The sequence below is a fragment of the Stenotrophomonas sp. ASS1 genome (assembly GCF_004346925.1).
Taxonomy (GTDB): domain Bacteria; phylum Pseudomonadota; class Gammaproteobacteria; order Xanthomonadales; family Xanthomonadaceae; genus Stenotrophomonas; species Stenotrophomonas maltophilia_A.
In genome coordinates this window covers 2,545,105-2,570,566 of sequence record NZ_CP031167.1, presented here as the reverse complement: position 1 = coordinate 2,570,566, position 25,462 = coordinate 2,545,105, and the positions used below count along the sequence as shown (strand labels likewise).

Here is a 25,462-nt window from a genome sequence, read left to right as displayed (position 1 = left end):
ACTCAGCCCGCTTTCGCCAGATCCGCCTGCTCGCGGTCCAGGCGTCGCAGGAACACCTGCATTTCCTTGCGTGCCTGCTGGTCGCCCTTGCTGCCGGCCACGCTCAGCCCGCGTTGCCACGCTTCGCGCGCCGCCTGCGGCTGGCCACTGGCCAGCCAGGCCTTGCCCAGCAGCTTCCACGCCGCCGAATACTGCGGATCAAGGACCACGCAACGGCCCAGATGGGTTGCCGCGCGCACCGGGTTGCCGGCATCCAGCCAGCCCTTGCCCAGGCCGAAGCGCAGCAGCGCGCCGTCCTTGCCGCTGGCGAGCATGCATTCCAGAGCCTCGATGTTCATCAGCGCACCTCCACCAGCAGCTCGGCCGGTCCCGGCTGGAAGCGGCCGCGATGGAACAGCAGTGGCGCGCCGCCGTTCTCGTGCACTTCGATGATGCGGCCGGCCAGCAGCAGGTGATCGCCCACCGGCCACTGCGCATGGCGGGTGCAGGTGAGATGCGCTACCGCACCGGCGATGCGTGGCGGGGCGTCCTCGTCGTCATCCAGCAATGCCAGACCGTCGAAGCGGTTGCGTACCTGCGGATCGGCAAAGCGCCGGGCCAGTGCTTCCTGGTCGGCCGCCAGCACGCTGATCGCAAAGCGGGTGGCGCGCTGGAAGGTGGAAAGACTCTGCGCGTGCAACGCCAGGTTCCACAGCACCAGTGGCGGCTGCAATGACACCGGCACGAACGAATTGATGGTCAGGCCGATGGGCTTGCCCTGCGCATCGCGCGCGCAGACGATGGCCACGCCGGTAGGAAAGTGGCCGAGCAGCCGCCGCAGGGCACGCGGCGGCATCTCGACCGACGGCACCGGGGCCGGGGCGGGGAAGACCCCCGCCCACGGCCCGGCGTACGGCAGTGTCTCGCCGCTCATGAGGCCCGGGCCTGGCGGTAGCGCCGGCCGACCTCGGCCCAGTTGATGATGTTGAAGAACGCACCGATGTAGTCCGGGCGGCGGTTCTGGTAGTGCAGGTAGTAGGCGTGTTCCCAGACGTCCAGTGCGAGGATCGGGGTATTGCCGGACAGGCCGACCGTTGCACCCATCAGCGGGCTGTCCTGGTTGGCGCTGCTTTCAACCTTCAGGCGGCCGTCGCGATCGCTGGTCAGCCAGGCCCAGCCACTGCCGAAGCGGGTCTGCGCGGCCTTGGTGAAGGCCTCCTTGAAGGCATCGAAGCCACCCAGATCGCGGTCGATGGCGGCGGCCAGTTCATCATCGGGTGCACCACCCTTGATGCTGAGTACGGTCCAGAACAGGCTGTGGTTGGCGTGGCCACCGCCGTTGTTGCGGACTGCGCCACGCTGCGCCTCGGGCACTGCATCGAGGTTGGCGATCAGCGCCTCGACCGGCTGCTCGGCGATGCCGGCCTGCTCGATGGCGGCATTGAGGTTGTTGACGTAGGTCTGGTGGTGCTTGCTGTGGTGGATCTCCATCGTGCGCGCATCGAAATGCGGCTCGAGGGCGTCGTAGGCGTAGGGGAGCGGGGGAAGCGAGTACGACATCGAAGCAATCTCCGTGGGGAAGGCCAGAGGGCTGGCCGTGGGGAGACTGTTATCGCACCTCAACATTGGTTGAGGTCAAGGGGCGGGATTGAAATGCGTGCGCGTTCGTCGCCTTGATTCTTCCTGTCCTGCAGGGGCTGATGGGTCAGCGCAGGACACGCCGTGAACCCATCCTTGGGGGCTCGATGGCGCCATCCGTGGCGCCAACGGTCCTGCGCTGACCCATCAGCCCCTGCAGGACAGCTCCCTGCGCTGGCGCGGAGACGGAGTCAAAGGCAGGAGCAGGAGCGACGTGGTAGTGCCGGCCGCTGGCCGGCAATCAGCGAAGGTCGGGTTGCCGGCCAGCGGCCGGCACTACCAGAACCCGCTTTCCGAACCCTCACCGGCGCGCTGATGTGCTGCCCGCGCTCACAGGAAACCTTCCGGTGGCGGGGGGAGGGGCTGGCCGGGACCGTTGGCGCCATGGATGGCGCCATCGAGCCCCCAAGGATGGGTTTACGGCGTGTCCCGGCCAGTCCCTCCCCCCGCCACAACCGATATCAACAAAAGCGCCGGCAGGCGAACCCGCCGCCAGCGCTTTCATCAACTCAGCTCAACCAGTCCTTACAGGCGCCATCCACCTGGTCACCGCACGCCTGCTGCATCCGCTGCTGCAGCCGTGCCAGCGTCTCCGCACCCTGGTGCTTGCCGCTCCACGCCTTCAACTGCCCGGCCAGGCGCTCGAAACGCTGGCGGGTACGCTGGTGGTAACCCGACGGCTGTGCCTCCAGCTCGGCGATCAGCGACGCGGTCGCCTGCTCGATGCGCGGTGCATCGTCCGGCGCCAGCTTCAGCAGGCCTTCCACGTACAGCACGCCCCATTGCACGCGGGTGGCCGGGCCCTGTGCACCATCGTAGGCGCGCTTCAACCACTCCAGCGCACCGGCGGTGTCGCCGCGCTGCTCGGCCAGTTCGGCCAGCTCGGGCATGTAGTAGTACGGCTGCTCGCTGCGCTTCAGCTCGGCCAGCAACAGCGCCTCGGCACCCGCGTCGTCACCTACCTCGCGCAATGCGTACACCGCGCTGCTGATCGTGGCCTGGCGTGCATGCGCATCGGTGGCGGCGGCATCAGCAGCGGCCACGCGCTGCTTGACCCGCTCGACCAGCGCCGCGGGCAGTGCGCCCTTGGGCTGCTGCTGGCGGGCCAGCGATACTTCGGTCAGCGCACGCGACAACGCGTCGTCGGCGCGGTCACCGCGCTCGGCGTCGGCACGCTCCAGTGCGACCAGCAGCTGCTGTCCGAGCGTGTTGCTGGTGGCCGGGCCGGCACTGGCCTGCTTGACCAGCTGCACGCCTGCATAGCCGAGCAACTCACGGTTGCGGCGCACTTCCGCCGGTTGTGCCAGTACGGCCTGCAGCAGCTCGCGCACTTCGGTGGGCGAGGCATCGGGCTTTTCGGCTGTAGCCAGAGCCAGCAGGGCGAAACGGCGCTGCAGGGCGGCGTCGGGTGCCGCCTTGGACAACTGGCGCAGCACATCCTGGCTCCTGCGCTCGCCGGCCAGGCGGTTGGCGTCCACTTCCCAGCCGTAGTCGCCCAGCACCTGCCAGTCTTCGGCGGCCAGCCGGTCCGGCGTTGCCAGCGCGGTGGCCAAGGTGGCGGCAACAGCACTGCGGCGGCCTGCAGCGACGGTCAGGGCCCGGGTCAGTTCGGCGGCGTCATTGCCGCCAGCCACGCGGGTGATTTCGTTGCGCTGTGGGTCCAGCACGATCAGCGTGGGATAGCCGCGCACGCCGAAGCGTTCGCCCCAGGCCTGCGCACCTTCCTCGTCGCCATCCAGGTAGACGGGAACGAATTTGCTGGTCAGCGCGATGAAGGCCGGGTCCTTGAACAGGCCCGCCTTGAGCTGGTTGCACGGCGGGCACCAGACCGCACCCCAGTACAGCAGCACCGGCTTGCCGCTGTCGGCGGCTTCGGCGAAGGCATCGTCCACATCGCCCTGGCGCCAAGCGATGGCGGATGCCGGCGCGGGTGCCTCGGCGGAGTTGGCGGTGGATACCGGGGCCGGGGTGCAGGCGCTCAGCGCCGAGGCCAGCAGCAACACGGAAAGCGCGACGCGCATCGGCAGCATCTCGAAGGGCAGGGTGACAGGCCATTGTAGGAACCGCCGGGGAGCCTGCTGATTCAGTTTGCTTATGACAGGCGTGCCGCAGGGCATGACGCCCACCGGGCATTGCCGGACGGATGCCTTCAGGCCGCTGCCCGCACCATCTGCTGGTACACCAGCCCGTTGATCTCGCCGACCTCGCCATCCAGCACAAAGCCATAGCGCAGGTAGGTAGGTACTGCGTTGAGCGAGGCGCGCACCGTCAGTACCGGCTCGCGTACCTGCGGCAGCACGGCTTCGAACAAGGCATGGCCGATGCCCTGGCCCTGGCAGGCGGGATCGACGAACAGCATTGCCAGGTGCCGGCCCTCCTTCAGTTCGACCACGCCGACCACGCGCGCATCCTGTTCGGCCACCAGGATGTGGTTGTCACCCTGCAGGCGCGCACCAAATGCGTCGGCTGCTGCGACACTGCCGAAGGTGGCGATACCGGCAGCGCTGAGCGAAGGCGCCACCGCTGCAGTGAACGCAGCCAGGCACACCGCGCTGATCGCGGGCAGGTCATCGACGTGGGCAGGGCGGATCGTCAGCATGTAGTGTTCTTCCAGTGGTGGGCGGCGCGTCATCGTTGCCGCAGGCCTGCAGGCTAAGCTGGCGGCATGAGTGAATTCAATCCCGCCCATGCTTCGTTGTTTCCTCAACAAGGACTGAGCCTGGGCCTGATGACGCCGGTTGCGGCGCATGGACTGGCCGATCCGGACGAGGCGCGGCGCATCGCACGGCTGGCCGATGATCTTGGCTTCGCCGCGCTATGGACGCGCGACGTGCCATTGATGGTGCCGCAGGGCCCGGATGCAACAGCGAGTGCGCTGGATGACCCGTTCCTGTGGCTGGGCATGCTGGCTGCAGCGACCGAGCGCATCGTGGTCGGCAGTGCAGCCATCGTGCTGCCATTGCGCCAGCCGCTGCAGGTGGCGAAGTCGGCCTTGAGCCTGGACCGGATCAGTGGCGGCCGCTTCGTGCTGGGCCTGGGTTCGGGTGACCGCCCGGAAGAATTTGCCGCGTTCGGTGAGGATCTGGAGGGCAGGGCGGCGGCGTTCCGTGAGCGCTGGACGTTGTTGCGCGCAGCGTTGTCACCAGAGGCCGATGAACGGACCGCCGTACTGCAGGCGACCGGTGGTTTCGACGTGTTGCCGGCGCCGGCAACGCGGATTCCGATGCTGGTGGTGGGTACTGCACGGCAGAGCCTGCAATGGATCGCGCGTGAAAGCGAAGGCTGGGCCACCTATCACCGCGAGGAGGTTGCGCAGGAAGGACGCATCGGCCTGTGGCAGCAGGCGCTCGTGCAGCGCGGCGGGCCAGGCAAGCCGTTCGTGCAGTCGATGCTGCTGGACCTGCAGGCGGATCCGCAGGCGCCAGCCGAACCATTGCCGCTGGGCCTGAAGGTCGGCCGCGACGGGCTGCGCGACTATCTGCGGCGCGTGCATGCGCAGGGTGTGGCGCACGTGATGTTCAATCTGGTCGACAACGGACGGCCGATGGACGCGGTGCTGCGCGAGATCGGCGAGCAGGTTCTGCCGGATGTGCTCCGGTAGGTGTCCACCTTGGTGGACACGTTCCAGCAATCGAGCACGGCTCGACTCTACATGGGGTTCGCATCTGCGTATCATTCGCATTTGATATCCCGATGCTGGAGCTCCGCATGACCCAACGTTCCCCCATGCACTCGGCTGGACGCCTGTTCGCGGCGGTCGCTTTCATCGAGGCCGTGACCTGGGCCGGCCTGCTCATCGGCATGTGGATGAAATACGGCCCGATGGCCAACGTGGCGCTGGTGAAGTTGTTCGGGCCGCTGCATGGCGTGGCCTTCCTGGTCTACGTGGCGGTCACTCTGTTCGCGGCGGTGCGGCTGCGCTGGCCGTGGTGGGCCAGTGCCCTGGCCCTGCTGGCAGCGATCCCGCCGCTGGTGACGCTGCCGCTGGAGTGGTGGTTCAAGCGCCGTGGTCTGCTGGGCCTGCGTGCAATGCGCTGAACCCACTGTTGCATGCCCATTCAAGAGAATGGGTATCAAATGCAAATACGAGCCGTTATCATTTAAGGATGGCATCGGGCCCTGAGCAGGACCGGTGCCGGGCGGGGGCGTACAGACGCGCCCGGCCATCCTTTCCTGTTACGGCTGGTGTTTCATGCACGCACGTCCCGTCGTTCCCGGCTTGCCGGCGCTGGTGTTGGCTGCCCTGATCGGCACCATGGCGATGATGTCCTTCGTCGCCGTGATCGGCCCGGTGGTCCGCATGCTCGGTTTGTCCGAGTGGCATGCCGGCCTGTCGGTCACCGCCGCCGGTGTGTTGTGGATGCTGGCCGCGCGCCCGTGGGGCCAGCTCAGCGACCGCATCGGCCGCAAGCGCGTGCTGATGCTGGCGATGAGTGCCTACACCGTGGTCTACATCGCGCTGGCGGTGTTCATCGACGTGGCCCTGCAGGCGGTGCCGCCTGTGTTGGTATCGGTGCTCGTGCTGGTCGGTGCGCGTGGCCTGATCGGCCTGTTCTACGCCGCGGTGCCTCCTACCGCTGCCGCGCTGATCGCCGACAAGGCACCGACCGGGCAGCGTGCGAAATTCCTAGCCCGCCTGGGCAGCGCCAACGCACTCGGCATGGTGCTTGGCCCGGCCGCCGCTGGCTGGCTGGCCTATACGAATCTGTCGCTGGCGCTGTATGTGGCCGCATTGTTGCCGCTGCTTGCGCTGGCATTGCTGGCGTGGCGGTTGCCGGCCACACCGCCGGTGGAGAGCGCTTCTGCGCAACGCCGCCAGCCGATGAGCCGTCTCGACCCGCGCCTGCGCCTGCCACAGCTGGCGGCGTTCATCGCCATGGTCTCGGTGACCATCGCGCAGGTGACGGTCGGCTTCTTCGCGATCGACCGCCTCGGTCTGGATGCAGCGGCGGGCGCGCGCATGGCCGGCATTGCACTCACAGCGGTTGGCGTCGGCCTGATCCTGGCACAGGCACTGGTGATGAAGCTGGAGGTCCATCCACGCCGCTGGATCGTCCTTGGCGCCCTGATTTCCGGCATTGGCTTTGCCTCGGTGGCAGGCGTGCAGCAGGGCTGGCAGTTGCCGGCGGCGTACGCGCTGGCCGCGTTCGGCATGGGCTTCGTATTCCCCTCGTTCCAGGCGCTGGCCGCCGATGCGGTGGAGGCGCACGAGCAGGGCGCCGCCGCCGGCACCGTCGCTGCCGCGCAGGGGCTGGGCATGGTGGCCGGGCCGATGCTCGGCACGCTGTTGTATCGCGGCGGGCCAAGCCTGCCTTACCTGCTGGTCGGCGCGCTGCTGCTGTTGCTGTGCGCGCTGGCCGCAGCGCATCGGATGAAGGAGACCCCATGAACGATTCCCTGATGCAGGGCGCGTGGCCAGAGGCTGCGCCAGCGCCGCAGGAGAACACCGACGACGCGTCGCTGTTCCTGCTGCAGCATGCGGGCCAGCACGTGCACGCACGCGGGTGCCGCGCCGCGCTGCCGAGTGGCGCGCTGGCAACCCTGGCTGAGCGCGTTTCGGAGTTCTTTGCCCAGCAGCGCGGTGGTCCGGGCCTGTTGGTTGGCGCGGTGCCGTTCGAACCGCGCGCGGACGATGCGTTGTACCAGCCCGAGCGCCTGCTGCCTGCGCTGGCACTGCAACCGCAGGCCGCACCGCCGCTGGACGGCGCCCTGCGGGCCGAGCCTGTGCCGCAGGACTATGCGTCAGCGGTTGCCGCGGCGGTGCAGGTCCTGCGTGCGCCCGAGCAGAACCTGCACAAGGTGGTGCTGGCGCGCAGCCTGTTGGCGCGCACCCGCCAGGCGCTGTCGCCGGACGTGCTGCTGGCACGCCTGGGCGCGGATCCGTCGGTGGCGACCTACGCGGTGCCGTTGCCGGTGGAGCTGGGCCAGGCGCCGGCGTGGCTGGTGGGGGCAACCCCGGAACTGCTGCTGCGCAAGCGCGGTGCCGAACTGTTGTCGCATCCGCTCGCCGGGTCAGCACGCCGCAGCGCCGATGCTGCCGAGGACGAGCGTGCCGCGCAGGCGCTGCTGGCCTCGACCAAGGACCATGACGAGCATCGCCATGTGGTGGACGCCATCGTCGAGGGCCTGGCACCGTACTGCAGCCACATCGATGCACAGCCTCGGCCGGTGCTGCATGCCACCGCCAGCATGTGGCACCTGGGCACCCGCATCCATGCCACCCTGAAGGATCCGCAGACGTCTGCCGCCGAACTGCTGGCACAGCTGCACCCCACGCCGGCGGTCTGCGGTACGCCGCGGCTGGCGGCACTGCAGCGCATCCGCGAACTGGAACCGGTGCCGCGCGGCTTCTACGCCGGCGCCGTGGGCTGGCTGGATGCGCAGGGTGACGGCGACTGGTACGTGGCGATCCGCTGCGCACGCCTGCAGGGCACGCAGCTGCGCCTGTATGCAGGTGCCGGCATCGTCGCCGACTCGGAACCCGGGGCCGAGGTGGCCGAAACCGCGGCGAAGTTCGCTGCCCTGTTGAACGCGCTGGGTGTCCAGGAATCCGCGCCCGTCATCGAGCCTGCCGCATGACTACCTCCACTGATTCCTCCCGCCTGCCACTGCAGCAGGTGTGGCCTGATGAACTGATGGCGCGCTATCGCGAGGCCGGTCACTGGCGCGGCGAGACCTTCCCGGCGTTCCTGCGCGAGCGCGCGGAACGCTATGCGGATGACATCGCGGTGGTCGCCGGTGACGTCCGCCTGAGCTACGCGCAGCTGTGGCACGAAGCCGGTCGCATCGGTTCCGGACTGCTGGCCCTCGGCCTGCAGCCCGGTGAGCGGGTGCTGGTGCAGCTGGGCAACACCGCCGGATTCATCACCACCATATGCGGGCTGTTCCGTGCGGGTCTGGTGCCGGTATACGCGTTGCCGGCGCATCGCATCACCGAGCTGGTGCACTTCGCCAACAAGGCCGAGGCCAGTGCCTACATCACTGCCGACCTGCACGATGGCTTTGATCATCGCGGGCTGGCGCGGGCGCTGCAGGTCGAAGTGCCGGCCGTTCGCCACGTGGTGATCGACGGCGATGCGGCGGAGTTCGCCGCGCTGCAGGCGCTGCAGGGCGATCGTAGCCAGCTGCCGGCCGACCCGGACCCGCAGTCGGTGGCGTTCCTGCAGATCTCCGGTGGCAGCACCGGCCTGTCCAAGCTGATCCCGCGCACGCACGACGACTACATCTACTCGTTCCGCGCCAGCAATGACCTCTGCGGCATCGATCGCGATAGCGTCTACCTGGTCGCGCTGCCGGCCGCGCACAACTTCCCGATGAGTTCGCCCGGCTTCTTCGGTGCGCTGTATGCCGGCGCCCGCGTGGTGCTCAGCCCCGGTCCCGGCCCGGATGCGGCCTTCCCGCTGATCGCCCGCGAACAGGTGACCTGCTGCGGACTGGTGCCGCCGCTGGCGCTGCTGTGGGCGCAGGCAGCGGCTACGAGCAAGCACGACCTGTCCAGCCTGCAGGTACTGCAGGTAGGCGGCGCCAAACTGGTACCGGAAGCCGCACGGCGAGTGATCGACGGCCTGGGCTGCACCCTGCAGCAGGTGTTTGGCATGGCCGAAGGCCTGGTCAACTACACCCGGCTGGATGATCCGGAGGAACTGATCGTGGCCTGCCAGGGCCGTCCGATCAGTCCGGACGACGAAGTGCGCGTGGTCGATGACCACGACCAGCCGGTCGCCGAAGGCGAAGTGGGCCATCTGCTCACCCGTGGCCCGTACACCATCCGCGGCTACCACAACGACGCGGTGGCCAACGCGCGCTCGTTCACCGACGATGGGTTCTACCGCACCGGCGACCGCGTGCAGCAGCTGGCCGGTGGCTATCTGGTGGTGCAGGGCCGCGCCGGTGAACACATCAACCGCGCGGGCGAGAAAATCTCCGCCGAGGAGATTGAAGATCACCTGCTGGCCCACCCCGGCGTGTTCGACGCCGCCGTGGTCTCCATTCCTGACGAGTATCTCGGTGAGCGCAGCTGCGCGTTCGTGATCCAGCAGGGGGAGCCGATCAAGGCGCCGGCACTGAAAGCCTGGATGCGTACGCGCGGCCTGGCGGCGTTCAAGGTGCCGGACCAGGTCGTGTTCGTCGACAGTTTCGATACCACCGCGGTCGGCAAGATCAGCCGCCGCGAACTGCGCGCGCAGCTGCGTGCGCGTCATCTGCAACAGACAGGAGGAACGCGCTGATGGCGCTGCCCCGCATCACCAACTATTCCTTGCCGACCGGTGCCGAACTGCCGCAGGCGCGCGGGCCCTGGCGCCCGCAACGCGATCGTGTCGCGCTGCTGGTACACGACATGCAGCGCTACTTCCTGGCCGCGTTCGATGCCGGAAACGCGCCGCTGCGGCCGGCGGTGGACAACATCGCGCGCCTGCTGGCGCATTGCCGCGCACATGGCATTCCGGTGTTCTACACCGCCCAGCATGGCGACCAGGATCGCCGTGACCGTGGCCTGCAGGCCGACCTGTGGGGCCCGGGCATGCGCCGCAGTGCCGATCATGAGCCGATCATCGAGGCGCTGGCACCGCAGCCGGGCGAGCATGTGCTGGTGAAGCACCGCTACAGCGCGTTCCAGCGCAGCAACCTGGAGACGCTGATGCGGGTGCGTGGGCGGGACCAGTTGCTGGTGACCGGCGTGTACGCGCATATCGGCTGCACTGCGACCGTGGTGGAGGCGTTCCAGCGTGACATCGAGGCCTTCATCGCCGCCGATGCGGTGGCGGACTTTTCGCGTGCCGATCACGATCAGGCGCTGCACTGGATCGCACGCACCTGTGGCGTGCCGATGACCACCGATCAGTTGCTGGAGGTGCTGTGATGGCTGCCACGGGTGATGCGCTGGATCTGGAGCGGATGCGTGCCGACGTTGCGCGCGTGCTGGAGTGCACGCCGGCCGAGATCGGTGACGACGACAACCTGATCGATCTGGACCTGGACTCGATGCGCATGCTCGGCCTGGTCCTGGCCTGGGGCAACACCGGGTTGCCGCTGGAGTTCTCGCAGTTGGCCGAACACACCACGCTGCGCCAGTGGTGGGGTGTGGTGCAGAAGCTGCAGGCCGCGCAGAACGCATGAACGTCGCTGTGCTGGCCACGCCGGTGGCACTGACCGAGGCCCAGGCCGGACTGTGGTTCGCGCAGCGGCTGGCACCGGAGAATCCGTCGTTCAATACCGCGCATGCGGTGTGGATCGAGGGTGCGCTGGACGTGGCCGCATTCATGGCGGCTGCCAACCGGGCGGCGGTTGAAACCGAGGCTTTCGCACTGCGGTTTGCCGAGGCGGGCGATGGTCAGCCGCTGCAGTGGCATGACCCGGCACATGTGCCGCTGCTTTCGCTGCGCGATCTATCCGTCGAGGCCGAGCCGGCATCGGCGGCGCGTGCCGTGATGCAGGCCGACCGGCTCAGCGCGGTCGATCCGACCCGCGACCGCATAAGCCAGCAGGTGTTGTTCGATCTGGGTGGGCAGCGCTGGGTCTGGTATCTGCGTGTGCATCACCTTGCAGCCGATGGCTATGGCATGGCGCTGTTCACTGATCGCGTATGCGCCTTGTATGCCGGTCGTGCGGGTGAGGCACTGCCGGGACTGGCGGGCGTGCTGGCCGATGATGCCGCCTATCGTGCCGACCCGCGTCGCACGCAGGCCGGGCAGTGGTGGCGCGAGCAGATGCAGGGCGCGCCGGCGGGCGCGGGCCTGGCCGGTACGCTCGCGGCCAGTGACGACGCGCTGCGCTGGGTGCAGCCGCTCGATGCTGCATTCCGTGAGCAGCTGCTGCAGGCATCGGTGCGTTGGCTGCAGCCCTGGCCGGATGTGCTGGCCGCGTTGTCGGCCGAGTACCTGCGGCGGATGAGCGCCGCCGATGAAGTGGTGCTGGGGGTGCCCTACATGGGGCGGCTCGGCAACGCATCGGCGCGGGTGCCGGCGATGGTGATGAATGTGCTGCCGCTGCGGGTGGCGGCCGGCGAGGGCAGTGTCGAGGCGTTTACCCGGGCATTGGGCCGGCAGCTCAGCCAGGGCCGCAAGCACGGCCGCTACCGTGGCGAGCAGTTGCGCCGCGACCTGGGCCTGGTGGGCGCGCAGCAGCGCCTGCACGGTCCGCTGGTGAATGTGCAGCCGTTCTACAAGCCGCTGGCGGTGACTGGCGTGCAGGCGACGCTGGAGGTGCTGTGCACCGGTCCGGTGGATGATCTGACGTTGGGTTTCCGTGGCGATGGCCAGCACCTGCTGGACCTGGAGATCGAAGCCAATCCCGCGTTGTACAGTCGGGAGGATGTGGAGGCGCACGCGACCCGGTTGCTGCATTTCGTGTCGGCGGCGCTGGAAGCTGAAGATATCGCGGCGGTGCCGCTGGCTACCGTCGCAGAAGCGCAGCAGGTGGTGCATGCTTTCAATGCCACTGCACATGCGCTGCCACCCACCACGTTGGTTGAACTGCTGCAGCAGGGCATGGACCGTGATCCGCACGCGCCCGCGCTGGTCTTCGGCGATGCCGAGCTGGACCACGCCACGCTGGAGGCGCGCAGCTTCGCACTGGCCGCGCAGCTGCGCTCGATGGGTGTTGGGCCTGGCAGCGTAGTGGCGGTGGCGCTGCCACGCTCGCTGGAATTGGTGATCGCGCTGGTGGCGGTCCTCCGTGCGGGCGCCGCCTACCTGCCGCTGGATCTTGCCCATCCCGATGAGCGCCTCGCGCGTATTCTCGCCTCGGCGCAGCCGGCGTGCGTACTGGCTGCGGCAGAGGTATCGGCGCGCATGGACGGCGTGCCGGTGCTTGCCCCCGATCAATGGACCGCGCTGAGTTTCGCAGCACCGTGGGCCGATCCGGCGCCCAGCGATGCAGCCTATGTGATCTATACCTCCGGCTCGACTGGCGAGCCGAAGGGCGTGGTCATCGAGCACCGTGCCATCGTCAATCGCCTGCTGTGGATGCGCGAGCACTACGGCATCCGTTCCGATGACCGTGTTCTGCAGAAGACCCCGGCGACCTTCGATGTTTCGGTCTGGGAATTCTTCCTGCCGCTGCTGTGCGGCGCGACGCTGGTGGTGGCGGGTCCGGACGCGCATCGTGATCCGACCGAGCTGGCACGGCTTGTGCGTGCCCACGACATCACCACCGCACATTTCGTGCCGTCGATGCTCGACGCGTTCCTTGCCGCGCCGGCCTCCGAAGGCCTGCAGCTGCGCCGCGTGTTCACCAGTGGCGAGGCGCTGGACGCATCGCTGCGTGATCGTTTCCATGGGCGCGTGCAGGCCGAACTGCACAACCTGTATGGCCCGACCGAAGCGGCAGTGGACGTAAGCTACTGGCCGGCTTCGGCGCAGGACCGCTCACGGCCGGTACCGATCGGCTTCCCGGTCTGGAACACCCGCCTGTACGTGCTGGACGCGCGGATGCAGCCGCTGCCGGTGGGTGTGCCGGGCGACCTGTATCTGGGGGGCGTGCAGCTGGCGCGCGGCTATCTCGGTCGCGATGACCTGACCGCCGAACGCTTCCTGGCCGATCCCTTCCTGCCAGGGGAGCGCATCTACCGTACTGGCGACGTGGCGCGCTGGCGCAGTGACGGCGCAGTCGAATATCTGGGCCGCAGCGACCACCAGGTGAAGCTGCGCGGCCTGCGCATCGAGCTGGGCGAGATCGAGGCGGCACTGCGTACGCTGCCGGGCATGGAGCGGGTGGAAGTGCTGCTGCGCCAGGATGCACCCGGTGATGCCCGGCTGGTGGCCTATGTGCCAGCGGCGCTTGCCGATGCCGTGATGCTGCGCAGCCACCTGGCCACGCGCGTGCCGGACTACATGGTGCCGTCGGCGTTCGTTGGCGTGGATCAGTGGCCGGTGACCGCCAACGGCAAGCTCGACCGCAACGCGTTGCCGAAGCCGCCGCAGAACGAGATTGCCGGACTGGCGCCGCGCACGCCGCTGGAACAGGAGCTGGCGGTGCTGTTTGCCCAGGCACTCGGGCGTGAAGTGCCCGTGGCGGTCGATGCGGACTTCTTCAGCCTCGGCGGCGACTCGCTGTCCGCGGTGCACCTGCTGCTGGCGATCGAACAACGCTGGCGCTGTGACCTCGGCCTCGGTGCCTTGTTCGCGCAGCCGACCGTGGCCGCATTGGCGACGCGCATTCGCGAACCGCCGGCGCTGGCCGACCACGCGTTGGGGCCGGTGATCTCGTTGGCTGCCACTGATGCTGACGGGCCCACTCCGTTGTTCGTGCTGCACCCGGCCGGTGGCATCGCCTGGAACTACCGAACGCTGGCGCGCGCCCTGCAGCCGGCACGCCCGGTATATGGCCTGCAGTCGCCCGCGCTGGATCCGAAGCAGCCGTTGCCGTCCAGCATCGAAGCCATGGCCAATGACTATGTGCAGCGGGTGGTCACGTTGCAGCCGAAGGGACCGGTGCATCTGCTGGGCTGGTCGGTGGGGGGCATCCTCGCCCAGGCGATGGCGGTGCGCCTGCATGAAATCGGGCGTGAAGTCGGTGAACTGGTGCTGCTCGACGCCTACCCCAGCGAATGCTGGCGGGCTGAGCCGGAACCCGATGCCATCGCCGCATTGCGTGCGCTGCTGGCGATTGCAGGCCATGACCCGGAGGCGCATCCGGAGCTGGACAGCCGTGAACGCATTCTTGGTTTCCTGCGCCGTGGCGGTAGTGCGCTCGGTAGCCTGCCGGATGTAGTGCTCGATGGCGTGGTGCGTGCGGTGACCGGCACCAACCGGTTGATCCGCGAACACATCCACCAACCGTTCGACGGCACGCTGGTGCACGTGCGCGCTGGCCGGGATCATCAGGCGCGGCCGCAGCTGCAGTCGGCGTTGTGGCGCACGCACGCGCGCAAGGTGCAGGCGCTGGAACTGCCGTTCCTGCATGCCGAGCTGACCGGACGCGATGCGGTGGCGCAGCTGGCACCGTGGTTGTCGGCGCGCCTGCGCCACTGGGATGAGCAACAGGAGATCGCAACATGCAGTTGACCGGCTTTGAAGGTCGCGTGGCACTGGTGACCGGCGCCGCCGGCGGCATCGGCGAGGCCCTGGTACGGCTGCTGGCCGAGGCCGGCTGCACGGTCGTGGCAACCGATCGCGAGGCGCCCGTGGTAGTGGATGCACGTGTGCAGGCGTTTGCGCTCGACGTGACCGACAGCGCGGCGGTGGACGCCCTGGTGGATCGTGTGGAAGCCAGCATTGGGCCCATTGGCCTTGCCGCCAGTGTGGCGGGTGTTCTGCATGTGGGAGCTGTTGCGGAGACCACGGATGCCGATTGGCGCCGGGTGTTCGCAGTCAACGCCGATGGCGTGTTCCATGTTGGGCGTGCGCTGGCCAGGGTGATGTCACCGCGAGGCCAAGGCGCGATCGTCACCGTCAGTTCGAATGCCGCCGGCGTGCCGCGGCACGGCATGGCGGCCTACGCCGCGTCCAAGGCTGCCGCCACGATGTTCACCCGCTGCCTCGGGTTGGAACTGGCGCCGCTGGGCATCCGCTGCAATATCGTCGCCCCGGGTTCAACGCTGACCCCGATGCAGACCGGCATGTGGCAGGACGCGCACGGTGCCGAGCGGGTGATCGCCGGCAGCCTGGAGACGTACAAGGCCGGCATCCCGCTGCGCAAGCTGGCCACCCCGGAAGACATCGCTCATTCGGTGATGTTCCTGCTCTCCGAGCAGGCCGGGCACGTGGCAATGAGCGACCTGTACGTCGACGGCGGCGCCACCCTGCGCGGCTGAGTCCTGTCGATACCGGCCGGCAACCCATGGCCCCGGTAGTGCCGGCCGCTGGTCGGCAATCCATGGTCCCTGGTAGTGCCGGCCGCTGGCCGGCAATCCATGGTCCCTGGTAGTGCCGGCCGCTGGCCGGCAGCCCATAGTCTCCGGTAGTGCCGGCCGCTGGCCGGCAACCTCATTCAACTTCAGACATCTCCGAACTTCCATCGAGGCATGGCCTGACGTTCAACGCGCAATGATCGCTCCACCATGGGGCATGAGCAGCCATCGCCTCCGCCTGGGCCGGCGTTCCATTGTCGGTCAGGTCTACGTTCTGACAACGACCACACATCAGCGCCGCCGGCTCTTTGAAAGCGAAGCTGCAGTGGCATGTGTAATCGACCAGCTTCATTACATCGAACAGCGCGGGCTCGTACAGTCACTCGCATGGGTCGTCATGCCGGATCATGTCCACTGGATGTTCGAGCTGCGTGCAGCTCATCTTCCAGACATTGCGCGCCGAATGAAGTCGTCGAGCGCGCTTGCCCTGAATCGCCTGGCGGGTCGTCGAAGTACGGTGTGGCAGCCTGGCTACTTCGACCACGCCGTGAGGGCCGAGGAGTCGCTGGCGCGGCAGGCGCTGTACATCCTGGGGAATCCGGTACGCGCCGGTATTGCCCGGCAGATTGGCGAGTATCCGCATGCGTGGTCGGCCTGGACGTGATGCCGGCCAGCGGCCGGCACTACCGGTTGCGGTGAGGGCTGAGCAGGCGCTGTACATCCTGGCGAACCCGGTACGCGCCAGTATTGCCCCGCAGGTTGGCGAGTATCCGCATGCGTGGTCGATATGGGCGTGATGCCGGCCAGCGGCCGGCACTACCAGGGGTTCGAACATGGCGGTTGCCGGCCAGCGGCCGGCACAACCCGTTGCAGTCAGGGCAGGGTCAGTCGGTAGACCAGAACGCGGTTGTCGTTGTCGTACGCGCTGTCGCAGGATTGGCCCTGCATGCGGCAGTGGCGGGCGATGAAGTCGTTGTCGTTGCCGATCAGCAACAGCACGTCGTTCGGATGCTGGGGGTCCAGCGCCGGCAGTACGTCCATGGCCTCCCACTTTTCGGAAAGCAGGCCGGCATGCGGGCCGCGCTTGGTGTCCAGGTCCAGCCCGGCACGCGCGAGCTGGGGGCGGTCGAGCAGGTTCAGCAGTTCGTCGCTGCGTGCGGGCACGATGCCGGCCTTCAACGTGGTATCCGCTGGATCAGCCAGCACCGAGGCCGTGCCGGTTTCGTAGGCGCTGCCGGCCAGGTTGCTGGCTTCGGCCACATCCACCAGCAGCACCGACTTGTAGACGATCGGGTCGTCGCCATCCTTGCCCAGGCCGTTGCCGTCGCGGGACAGCAGCAGGAAGCGGTGGGCATCCAGTGCACGCAGCTCGCTCTGCGCGGCGGTACGGTCCAGCTTGCCCTTGCCGTTGTGTGCATAGGCGGGCAGGGCCATCACGTAATGGCCGATCGGTTGCAGCGGCGTCGGCGAGGCCGTCACGTCGTAGGCCAGCACGCGGGTGTTGATGCGCCCGGCCGCGTTGCCTTTTGCGCTGTCCTGCAGCGTCGCGCTCTGAAGGGCCACGAACAGGCGGGTACCGTCGGGGGACAGGCCCATGCCTTCCACGCCCTGGTTGTTGCGGCGCCCAGTTTGCGGCGCCGCCAGCGAACCGAAGGCGGGCTTGCCATCGCGCTGCGGACGGATCGCCGGCGGCGCCATGATCACGCCCTGCAGCTGGCCCTGTGCATCGAAGTAGTAGACGTTGGCGGTGTACTCATCGCCGATGTAGAAGTGGCCATCGGCGGTGAACTGCAGCGACTCCGCATCCAGCGAGACCTTGCCCGCGCCTGCGCCGCTGGCCGGTGAGGGCAGCACCACCTCGCGCTGGGTGATCGTGTGCTCACCCGGGTCGGCACCGGTGAACGGCTGCCCCTTGAAATCCTTAAGTACCACGCCCTTGTCGGGCACCATGCTCAGCGTGCCAAGCGCAGGCTTGCCCGGGGTAACGTCGATGCGCAGTTGCATGCGCTCCACGCGACCGGCGTAGTCGTAGAACAGGCCGGCCTCGGGATCATTACGACCGCGGTCGGGCAGGGTCCAGAGCACGCCTTCGTAGCCGCTGGCGGTGCGCTTCCAGGTGCCGGGCTGCACCGCCAGCGACGAAAACGAGCCCAGCGTATCGCCGAGGAAGTCCACCGTGCCCGCGGGCAACCGTCCGGCAGCGACCAGGCCCTTGTCCACATAGGTACGACCGCCCAGCTGCAGGGTGCGCGGTGGTGCACCCGTTGCCTCATGCGGAGCGGAGTATCCGCTGGCGGAGAGGGTGGCCAGCAGCAGGGCGGTCGTGAGCATCAGTGGACTCCGGGCGGAAGATCAGAAGCGAAGGTCGATCGTACCGAACACCTGGCGCGGTGCCGAGGCATGGAACACGTACAGCTTGCCGGCCGGGTCGCTGGGCGCGAACACGCTCGAATCCAGGTTGCTGGCGTAGCGCTTGTTGGTCAGGTTGGTCACGTTGAACGACAGGCGCATGCCCTTGGCGAAGCCGACCTCGCCGAAGTCATAGCCACCGGCGAGGTCGAACACGGTGGAGCCGCCGAAGCCCTGGTCGTTGGTGTAGGTGTAGAAGCGTTCGCCCGTGTACTTGCCACGCAGGCTGGCGAACCAGCCGTTGTCGCGCCAGGTGATCTCGGTGGCCAGCAGCTGCTTGGGCGTATCGGTCTGGATCTTGCCCTTGATCTGCTGCTCGACACCGGCCTGCACGTAGTTGGAGGCGTAGGTCGAACGGTTCAGCGAGGCCGAGGTGTACCAGCTGAAGTGCTCGTTCGGGGTCCACAGCACGGTCAGCTCGGCACCGCGGCTGTCGACACCGCCGACGTTGTAGAAGCGGTTGCCGCAGGTTGGACCCACCGGCTGGCGCGAATCACAGGGGTTGTACTGCAGCAGGCGGTTGTCGAAGCGCACGCTGTAGGCCGCGATCGAGGCCTGCAGGGTATCGGTGACGAAGCGGTAGCCGGCTTCGAGTGAGCGCGATTCCTCCGGCTTCAGATTGCCCTGCGCGTTCCAGGTGGCCTGGCTGACGGCCTGCGGGCCCAGCTTGAAGCCACCCTGGAACATGGCGATGTTCTCGGCGTAGCTGGCGAAGAGCTCGTGGTGCTCGGCCAGGCGGAAGTTTGCGCCGATGCTGGGCAGGAAGTTCTTGCTGGCCTTCAGCGAGCCGGTGGCGAACTGGTTGTTGGAGGTCGGCGAGATCGGCGTCTTCGCATCGCCCGGCAGCGCTTGTGCATCGGAGGTGGCGTGCGGACTCTTGGCCCCGAACTCCAGAGTCAGGCGGTCATCGAGCAGGCGCCAGGTGTCCCTCAGGAAGAACTGGTGAGTCTTCCAGCGGGTGCGTTGGGCAAACACGCCGACATCGGAGGGCAGGGTGTTCATGCCACTCAGGTCACGCGGGCCGTCCACGGCGGTCTGGTAGCGCTCGGCGCTGCTGGTGTTGCGCTCGTACCAGACGCCGCCTTCGATGCGGTGCGCGCCCAGCTCCCAGTCGAACGACAGCGTGCCGCCATCGCGGTCGATGGTGTAGATGGTGTTGCGGAAGATGATCGGAATCTCCTGTGCGGTGCCTTTGTTCGACCAGGCGCCGCTGTTCCAGTTGTGGCCTTCGCCGCGGTCATCGTGGTGGTAGGCCAGGGCGCGCAGGCTGAAGCCATCGGCCAGGAAGAAGTCGCCGGCCAGGTAGTACAGGTTATCGTCGCGCAGGATCTGCCCGGCGGTGAAGGCACCATCGGCATCCTTGTCCGGGCCGCTGCTGTCGCACTTCTTCGCATTGAAGCTGGCGGTGTTGCAGTAGGCCTTGGCCACGGCCTTGTTCCAGTCCGGCGCGTAGCCGCCCCAGTCCCAGCCCAGGCCGCGCGACATCTCGTCCTTGGACAGGTAGAAGTAGTCCGCCTGGGTGGTGCGTGAGGTATCGACGAAACCGGTGATCTGGCCGCGGCCAAAGTTCCACACGCCCTTGGCGTTGAACTGCTTGGTGGTGGATTTGTTGTAGGCGGTCTGGTCGTTCCACAGATCGGAGACGGCATTCATGCCGGAAACGTAGCCGGAGAAGCCGTTGTACTCGCCGCTGTCCACGCGCACGAAGGTGCGGCGGTTGGCATCGCTGCCGAAGGTCTGCACCACGCGGCCGCCGAGTTCCTGGGCCGGGCGGTCGGAGGTATAGGAAATCGTGCCGCCGAGGTTGCTGGTGGACGGCGTACCGAGGCTGCCGATGCCCACCGCCAGTTCCGCGCCGGCCATGTTCTCGCTGATCAGCGCACGGTTGATGGTCAGGCCGTTGTAGTTGTTGTACGCGCCGTCGCCCAGCGGCACGCCGTCGAGCGTGTAACCGAGACGGGTGGAGTTGAAGCCGCGCAGGTTCAGTGTCATCGACTGCTCGTTGGTGCCCAGCGCATCGGCCGACTGCGCGTTGACGCCAGGCAGTAGATTGAGCGTCTTCTGCAGGCTGGTGCCCGGCGGCAGGATGTCGAGGTTCTCGCGGGTGATGCGCTGCACCTGGCGCGCTTCACCGCTGCCGATCACCGAGACCGCATCGAGATCGGTGGCGGAGGTGCCAGTGGAGGTCGGGGCAGCATCCTGCGCCCAGGCCGCGGGAGCGAGCGCGATCGACAGCGCAGCGGCCAACAAAGTCTTCGTCATGTTACGGACACTCAGGCAGGCACGAGCCACCGCACGGGCGCGGAGCTCATGGAGTTCAAAAGGGGAGACAACCGATGCGACCGGTGGCGCTGCAGACGCGGTGGGTCAACGTGAAAATGGTGCGCTAAACAGATGACTGTCTGGTGACACTGCTATGCGCGTGGCATGCGGACGCATGCATTGGTAGATGCCAACCTTGGTTGGCATGCGCAGCGTCGTTGGTGGAGCGCCAACCAAGGTTGGCATCTACCAGGAGCGCGGAACAGGATTGTCGTATCCAGGGGTGCCGAACGAGGTCGGCATCAACGCGCGATCAACCCGCGTTGCGCGGCTTGCGCGTGCGCTTCGGCTTCGCGGTATCGCCGCCGCTGGCGGCGCCATCCTGCAGCGCCTGCAGCCAGGACAGGGTGTCCACGTAGTCGATGAAATGCCGCAGGTAGCCAGGGCTGGTCGCCTGCATCGTGTCCAGCATGCGCTGCACCAGCACCGCCGAGTTCAGCGGGCCGCCGTCGGCGGGGGCTTCGGTGCGCAGCGAACGGCGTACCTGCAGCTCGCTGCGCAGCTCCGACCACTCGCGCTGCACCTGCTGCAGCATCGGCACCTGCGGGTAATGCGGCAGCGAGCGCGACCCCGCATCGAGGTCGCGCACCAGTGCGCGCAGGCCATCCAGTGCGGGCGGCTTACTTGGCATCCGCGGCCTTGGGCTTGGCAATCGGCGCGATTTCCACGCGACGGTTGCGCGCGCGGCCGTCTTCGCTGGCATTGGAGCTGACCGGCTGCTCGCTGCCGAACGCGGCGGCGAACACCGCATCGGCCGGTACGCCATCGGCAATCAGCGTGCGGGTCACGGTCAGCGAACGCTGTGCCGACAGCTCCCAGTTGTCGGCGAAACGCCGGTTTCCTTCGCGCACCGGCGCGTCATCGGTGAAGCCGCTGACCATCAGGATCTCTTCGCGCGTGCCCAGGTAGGCGGCCAGCGGCGCAGCCAGGCTGCGCAGCAGCTCCTGGCCTTCCGGCTGCAGCTGGTCCGAGTTCAGTGCAAACAACACGCTGCCACTGATGCCGATGCGTCCGTCGACCAGGGTCACGCGACCGGCGGCCAGCGGGCCCGCCAGCGCCTGTTCCAGGGTCTGCAGGCGCTTGGCTTCGGCCTGGCGCTGCTTCACTTCCTGGTCCAGTCGCTGCGACAGCTCCAGCTGCACGGCAACCACACCGACCAGTATCAGCACGAACGCGCCCAGCAGCACCGACATCAGGTCGCCGAAGGCGGCCCAGATCGGGGCGTGTGAGCCGCCATCGACCTCCAGCTCGTCGCTCATGCGCTACCGGCCTTGCCGCGGCGCGTGGCCAGCTGCTGCAGTTCTTCCATCACCTGCTTCTGCGACAGCAGGCTGAGGTCGACCACCTCGCGTGCCTGCGCCACGTAGTAGGCCAGCTGCTCGTCGCTGCGGGCCAGCGAGGCATCCAGTGCGCCGCCGATCTGTTCCAGGCGGCCGGACAGCTCGGTGGAGGCGCTGCCGAACTGTGCGACGGCTTCGCCGAAGCTGCCGGCCAGCTGGCCGACGTCGCCGGCGCTGCCGCTGAGCGCTGCGGCAATGCCATCCAGCTTGCCGGTCTCGGCGGCGATATGGTCGGTGAAGCGGTTGCCGACGCGTTCCAGCAGCTCGGCCGAACCACCGACCAGCGCGTCCACGGCGGTGCGCTGTTCGTGCGAGGCATGGTTGATCGCATCGAGCAGGGTCTGCACGGTGGCCAGCAGCCGGCCGCGTTCTTCCAGCATCGCGTTGTCGCGCACCAGGCTCTCGGAGAGCGTGCTGCGCAGCTCGTTGATGACGTCGGCGGCGGCCTTCGGTGCAGCGGCCGCGGTCTGCAGCAGGGTGGACACTTCCGCCAGCGTGGCACTGGCCTGGGCGCGACCGTTCTCGCCGATCTGCTGTGCGGTGGCCGCCAGCGTGTCGCAGACCTGCTGCTGCTGCGCGGCCAGGCGTTCGCCATTGGCCTGCAGGCGTTCGGCCAGATCGGTGGAAACATGCTGCAGGGCATCGCTCCAGCGCTGCAGGCGCTGTTCGTCGCCGGCCTGCAGCTGGGCCTGCAGCGCGGCGTGGGCCTGCTGCAGTTCGGCACTGACCGCATCCCAGCGCGCTTGGCGCTGCTGCTCGCGGCTGTCCAGGCTGGCCTGCAGTTCGGCGTGCGCGGTGGCGGTGGCGGCCTGCGCGGCCTGCCACTGCTGCGAACGCTGCAGTTCGTGATCCTGCAGCAGCGCCTGGCTGGCGCTGTGGTGCTGTTCCAGTGCCTGCAGCAGCGCCTGCGCACGTGCGTCCAGATGCTCGCTGGCGTCCAGCAACGCCTGCTGCTGGCGTTCGACCAGCGCGCTGTTCAGTGCCTGCTGCTGTTCGGCGGCGGCGCGCCAGGCCTCGGCATTGCCGCTGGCATCGGCCTGCAGGCGCTCGCCGATGCGCGCGACCAGTGCTTCGGCCTGCGTGCCCTGGCCGTCGCTGAAGGCCTGCAGGTGCTGCCGCAGATCACTCACCAGCGCCTGTTGTGCCTGGGTCTGCTCGCTCACCACCTTGGCCCAGCTGGCTTCGGTAGCGACGCGGCTGCGCTCGAAACCGTCGCTCAGGCCAGACAACTGCTGCTGCACCGCCTGTTCGACACGGGCATGCAGCGCCTCACCATGGTGGGCCAGGCCGGCCAGCGTGGTTTCGGCCATCGGCTGCAGCGCGCCACCGATGGCAGCGGCGCTGGCCTCGGCGCCTTCGCGCAGCGACTGCTGCAGCGAGACAGCCAGGCGTTCCTGCAGCGCCTGGCTCTGGGTCAGGAACTCGGCCTGGCCGGCCAGCAGGCGCTCATTGGCGGCCGCACTGTGCTGTTCGAAGGTGCTGGTCATCGCCTGCAGGCGGTCGACCAGCGCCGGCAGCGCGGCGGACTGTGCCTGCAGCAGCCGCAGCGACTCGGCGCGCTGCCAGGCCTGCGAGTACGGGTGCAGGTCGCCGGCAATGGCACGGTCCAGCTGCTGCACGGCCTGCAGGCGGTCACGGCGCAGTAGCGCTGCCAGCAGGCCGAGCATGGCCGAGCTGGCCACACCGGCGATCGAAGTGCCGAATGCCACGGCCAGGCCTTGGACCGGCGACGCCAGCGAGCCGCGGATGGCGGCCATGTCGGTTGCGCTCTGCAGGGCCAGGCCGGTGCCACGCAGCGTGTCCATCATGCCCAGCAGGGTGCCGAGCATGCCCAGCAGCACCAGCAGGCCAACCAGGTACGGGGTCAGCACCGGCGCGGGCAGGGCGGTGCGCTCGCCTTCCACGCGCAGGCGCACGGCGTTGCGCAGGCCCATCGGCACGCGCTCCAGCCAGGGCGCAAGGCTCTCCTTCGCGCTGGACAGGTCACTCAGTGCGCTGCGCAGGCCGTTGCTGGCCTGCCGATAGCGGTACAGCTCCACGCCACCGGCGATGTAGCAGGCCGCGATGATTGCCGCTACCGCTGCACCCAGCGGATGCACCGAAACGTAGCCAATGCCGATCCAGCACACGGCCAGCAGGCCGACAAGGAAAACAACGACATGGAAAGCAGTTCTGGACATGGTGTTCCGGTCAGTGGGAGCGCAGGGCGTCTTGCAGCCCTTCGATCGGGTGGAAGCGCAGCTGCAGCTCGGCAAGCAGCAGGGTGCGCATGTCATGGCGGAAGGCCGTGCGCCAGCCGGGCTGGCCGTGCACGCGTTCAAAACGGGCGCCGAGCACCGCCGGCGCGGTGGCCAGCAGGCTGTGCTCGCGCGGGGTGAGTGTCTGTTCCATCACCGCATCGACCTCGGCCAGCCGTGCCAGCTCGGGTGAAGCCTGCACCAGCTGATCGCGCAGGCGGCCCCGCAGGCGCCCGGTGGCGGTCTGGATGGCCTGCTGCAGTACCCGGTAGCGCTGGCGCAGCGAGGCGAAGTTGGGTGCGGTGGCGGCTTCGGCCAGGTCCAGCAGGCGCTCGGCCTCGGCATCCTCACTGATCGAGGCCAGCAGGCTGGCATGGGCCTGGGCGCAGTCGTCCAGCACATCCCCGGCCGCTTCGGTGGCCTCACCCGGCTCGGGCAGGCGTCCGCCGAGCGCCCCGGACAGGGCCACGGCACGGCTCCAGTCCACCCATTGGCCGAGGCGATCGGTCAGGGCGGGACTGCTGGCCGGCATCGCGCCGTCGCTGAGACGGGCGAGCAGGCGGAGGAATTCCGGTCCACCCAGGACCGGCTGCGCTGCGTTCGCCATCAAGGGGTGAGGGGCCAAAAACCGTTGATTTTACAACCAGATGACCCTGCCTGGATGAAGGCGGGGCGGGGGGAGGGGACCCGCAGGCGCGACAAGGCTTAGAATGACCGGCTGCACCCATCCCGTTCGACCCTTGGAGTACCCCATGACTGTTGCGCAGTTCTACCCGATCGGCACCCCCGGACAGCCCTGGGGCGACGCGGAACGCGCACAGTGGCGGGCGCGCCAGCAGCGCCAGCGCAGCTACCACGACGACGTGGTGGCCGCGCTCGAGCGCCTGGACGACAGCTTCGATGTGATCCAGTACGGCCAGCTGGACTATGCGCCGGACCACTACCCGCTGTTCGCGGTGGTCAACCACAACTGGAACCCGGCGCTGCCGACCGCGCTGATCACCGGCGGCGTGCATGGCTACGAGACCAGCGGCGTGCATGGCGCCCTGCAGTTCCTGGAACAGCAGGCCGAGCGTTACCTGGGCCGGTTGAACCTGATCGTGGCGCCGTGCGTCAGCCCGTGGGGCTACGAGCGCATCCAGCGCTGGAACCCGGATGCCATCGACCCGAACCGCAGCTTCCGTGACGGCGGCCAGATCGAGGAAGCCGCCGCGCTGATGCGCTGGGTGGCCGAGCGCAAGCCGAACCTGCTGGTGCACCTGGACCTGCACGAGACCACCGACAGCGACCTGCACGAGTTCGATCCGGCGCGCTGCGCCCGTGACGGCAAGCCGTTCGAGCGCGACACCATTCCGGATGGCTTCTACGTGATCGGCAACAGTGAAGATCCGCAGGCCGAGTTCCAGAAGGCCCTGATCGCTGCGGTCGCGCCAGTCACCCATATCGCCCCGGCCGACGCCGAGGGCAACCTGGTCGGCCTGCCGCTGCAGTCGCCGGGCGTGGTGTGGGGTGAGTCGCGCTCGATCGGCGCCTGCGCCGGCTTCACCGACGCGCGCTTTGCCACCACCACCGAGGTCTACCCGGACAGCCCGCGCACCAACCCGCAGGAGTGCAACGACGCCCAGGTGGCGGCGGTGTGTGCGGGCCTGGATTTCGCCCTGACGAAGTAAGGCACGTGGGTGTGCAGGCGGACCCGGCAGGTTCCTGCACGATGCGCCGGGTCATAGGATCGATTGTCGGGTTACGAT

22 protein-coding genes are annotated in these 25,462 nt (G+C 68.1%); 11 read left to right on the top strand and 11 right to left on the bottom strand.

Going from position 1 to position 25,462, the window contains the following annotated elements; genetic code table 11:
- Window positions 1–2: 2 nt before the first annotated feature.
- The 5 genes from MG068_RS12025 to MG068_RS12005 form a co-directional block, all read right to left on the bottom strand.
- Entirely contained in the window at window positions 3–338 is a 336-nt protein-coding gene (locus MG068_RS12025; protein WP_032129997.1) for a tetratricopeptide repeat protein, read from the bottom strand.
- Complete coding sequence (locus tag MG068_RS12020; RefSeq protein ID WP_033833194.1) at window positions 338–913, bottom strand: flavin reductase family protein; 576 nt, start codon at window positions 911–913, stop codon at window positions 338–340. Before MG068_RS12020 ends, MG068_RS12025 begins: the two co-directional genes overlap by 1 nt.
- Window positions 910–1,539 carry a superoxide dismutase gene (locus tag MG068_RS12015; protein WP_132810302.1) on the bottom strand — a complete coding sequence of 210 codons (630 nt, stop codon included), beginning with the start codon at window positions 1,537–1,539 and terminating at the stop codon, window positions 910–912. Before MG068_RS12015 ends, MG068_RS12020 begins: the two co-directional genes overlap by 4 nt.
- Before the next feature lie 587 nt (window positions 1,540–2,126).
- Entirely contained in the window at window positions 2,127–3,647 is a 1,521-nt protein-coding gene (locus MG068_RS12010) for a thioredoxin family protein (RefSeq protein ID WP_132810301.1), read from the bottom strand.
- Window positions 3,648–3,766: 119 nt separating this feature from the next.
- The gene (locus MG068_RS12005; RefSeq protein WP_107432390.1) at window positions 3,767–4,216 is read right to left on the bottom strand and encodes a GNAT family N-acetyltransferase; all 450 of its coding nucleotides are present in this window, start codon (window positions 4,214–4,216) and stop codon (window positions 3,767–3,769) included.
- Between the two features lie 66 nt (window positions 4,217–4,282).
- On the opposite strand from MG068_RS12005, the gene MG068_RS12000 reads away from it, so the two are divergent.
- The 10 genes from MG068_RS12000 to MG068_RS11955 all read left to right on the top strand — a co-directional run bounded on the left by MG068_RS12000 (window position 4,283) and on the right by MG068_RS11955 (window position 16,070).
- Window positions 4,283–5,218, top strand: coding sequence for a TIGR03571 family LLM class oxidoreductase (locus tag MG068_RS12000; protein ID WP_132810300.1), 936 nt, complete (start codon window positions 4,283–4,285; stop codon window positions 5,216–5,218).
- Between the two features lie 107 nt (window positions 5,219–5,325).
- Window positions 5,326–5,655 carry a DUF3817 domain-containing protein gene (locus MG068_RS11995; RefSeq protein WP_223276944.1) on the top strand — a complete coding sequence of 110 codons (330 nt, stop codon included), beginning with the start codon at window positions 5,326–5,328 and terminating at the stop codon, window positions 5,653–5,655.
- A gap of 154 nt (window positions 5,656–5,809) precedes the next feature.
- A complete protein-coding gene (locus MG068_RS11990; protein ID WP_132810299.1) occupies window positions 5,810–7,006 on the top strand; it encodes an MFS transporter in 1,197 nt (398 codons plus the stop codon).
- Window positions 7,003–8,196: an isochorismate synthase gene (locus MG068_RS11985; protein ID WP_132810298.1), complete on the top strand. Its 1,194-nt coding sequence runs from the start codon at window positions 7,003–7,005 to the stop codon at window positions 8,194–8,196. The genes MG068_RS11990 and MG068_RS11985 overlap by 4 nt, the downstream gene beginning before the upstream one ends.
- Window positions 8,193–9,845, top strand: coding sequence for a (2,3-dihydroxybenzoyl)adenylate synthase (locus MG068_RS11980; RefSeq protein ID WP_132810297.1), 1,653 nt, complete (start codon window positions 8,193–8,195; stop codon window positions 9,843–9,845). Before MG068_RS11985 ends, MG068_RS11980 begins: the two co-directional genes overlap by 4 nt.
- On the top strand, window positions 9,845–10,477 hold the full coding sequence (locus MG068_RS11975) for an isochorismatase family protein (RefSeq protein WP_132810296.1): 633 nt from the start codon (window positions 9,845–9,847) through the stop codon (window positions 10,475–10,477). Before MG068_RS11980 ends, MG068_RS11975 begins: the two co-directional genes overlap by 1 nt.
- On the top strand, window positions 10,477–10,734 hold the full coding sequence (locus MG068_RS11970; protein ID WP_049462779.1) for a phosphopantetheine-binding protein: 258 nt from the start codon (window positions 10,477–10,479) through the stop codon (window positions 10,732–10,734). Before MG068_RS11975 ends, MG068_RS11970 begins: the two co-directional genes overlap by 1 nt.
- Window positions 10,731–14,621 carry an enterobactin synthase subunit F gene (locus tag MG068_RS11965; RefSeq protein ID WP_132810295.1) on the top strand — a complete coding sequence of 1,297 codons (3,891 nt, stop codon included), beginning with the start codon at window positions 10,731–10,733 and terminating at the stop codon, window positions 14,619–14,621. Before MG068_RS11970 ends, MG068_RS11965 begins: the two co-directional genes overlap by 4 nt.
- A complete protein-coding gene (locus MG068_RS11960; protein WP_132810294.1) occupies window positions 14,612–15,370 on the top strand; it encodes a 2,3-dihydro-2,3-dihydroxybenzoate dehydrogenase in 759 nt (252 codons plus the stop codon). Before MG068_RS11965 ends, MG068_RS11960 begins: the two co-directional genes overlap by 10 nt.
- A 253-nt stretch (window positions 15,371–15,623) precedes the next feature.
- Window positions 15,624–16,070, top strand: coding sequence for an REP-associated tyrosine transposase (locus MG068_RS11955; protein ID WP_132810293.1), 447 nt, complete (start codon window positions 15,624–15,626; stop codon window positions 16,068–16,070).
- 209 nt (window positions 16,071–16,279) lie between these two features.
- On the opposite strand, the gene MG068_RS11950 is transcribed toward MG068_RS11955, so the two are convergent.
- The 6 genes from MG068_RS11950 to MG068_RS11925 form a co-directional block, all read right to left on the bottom strand.
- The gene (locus tag MG068_RS11950) at window positions 16,280–17,737 is read right to left on the bottom strand and encodes an esterase-like activity of phytase family protein (RefSeq protein WP_132810292.1); all 1,458 of its coding nucleotides are present in this window, start codon (window positions 17,735–17,737) and stop codon (window positions 16,280–16,282) included.
- Between the two features lie 21 nt (window positions 17,738–17,758).
- Window positions 17,759–20,077, bottom strand: a complete 2,319-nt coding sequence (locus MG068_RS11945; protein ID WP_132810291.1) for a TonB-dependent receptor — start codon at window positions 20,075–20,077, stop codon at window positions 17,759–17,761.
- 313 nt (window positions 20,078–20,390) lie between these two features.
- The gene (locus MG068_RS11940; RefSeq protein WP_240792071.1) at window positions 20,391–20,840 is read right to left on the bottom strand and encodes a DUF2894 domain-containing protein; all 450 of its coding nucleotides are present in this window, start codon (window positions 20,838–20,840) and stop codon (window positions 20,391–20,393) included.
- Complete coding sequence (locus MG068_RS11935) at window positions 20,758–21,396, bottom strand: OmpA family protein (RefSeq protein ID WP_071227907.1); 639 nt, start codon at window positions 21,394–21,396, stop codon at window positions 20,758–20,760. The genes MG068_RS11940 and MG068_RS11935 overlap by 83 nt, the downstream gene beginning before the upstream one ends.
- Window positions 21,393–23,657, bottom strand: coding sequence for a DUF802 domain-containing protein (locus MG068_RS11930; protein WP_132810290.1), 2,265 nt, complete (start codon window positions 23,655–23,657; stop codon window positions 21,393–21,395). Before MG068_RS11930 ends, MG068_RS11935 begins: the two co-directional genes overlap by 4 nt.
- 10 nt (window positions 23,658–23,667) lie before the next feature.
- Window positions 23,668–24,321, bottom strand: coding sequence for a DUF3348 family protein (locus MG068_RS11925; protein WP_132810289.1), 654 nt, complete (start codon window positions 24,319–24,321; stop codon window positions 23,668–23,670).
- A 145-nt stretch (window positions 24,322–24,466) separates the two neighbouring features.
- Here MG068_RS11925 and MG068_RS11920 point away from each other — a divergent pair, with 145 nt between their 5' ends.
- A complete protein-coding gene (locus tag MG068_RS11920; RefSeq protein ID WP_132810288.1) occupies window positions 24,467–25,384 on the top strand; it encodes a M14 family metallopeptidase in 918 nt (305 codons plus the stop codon).
- Window positions 25,385–25,462 lie beyond the last annotated feature (78 nt).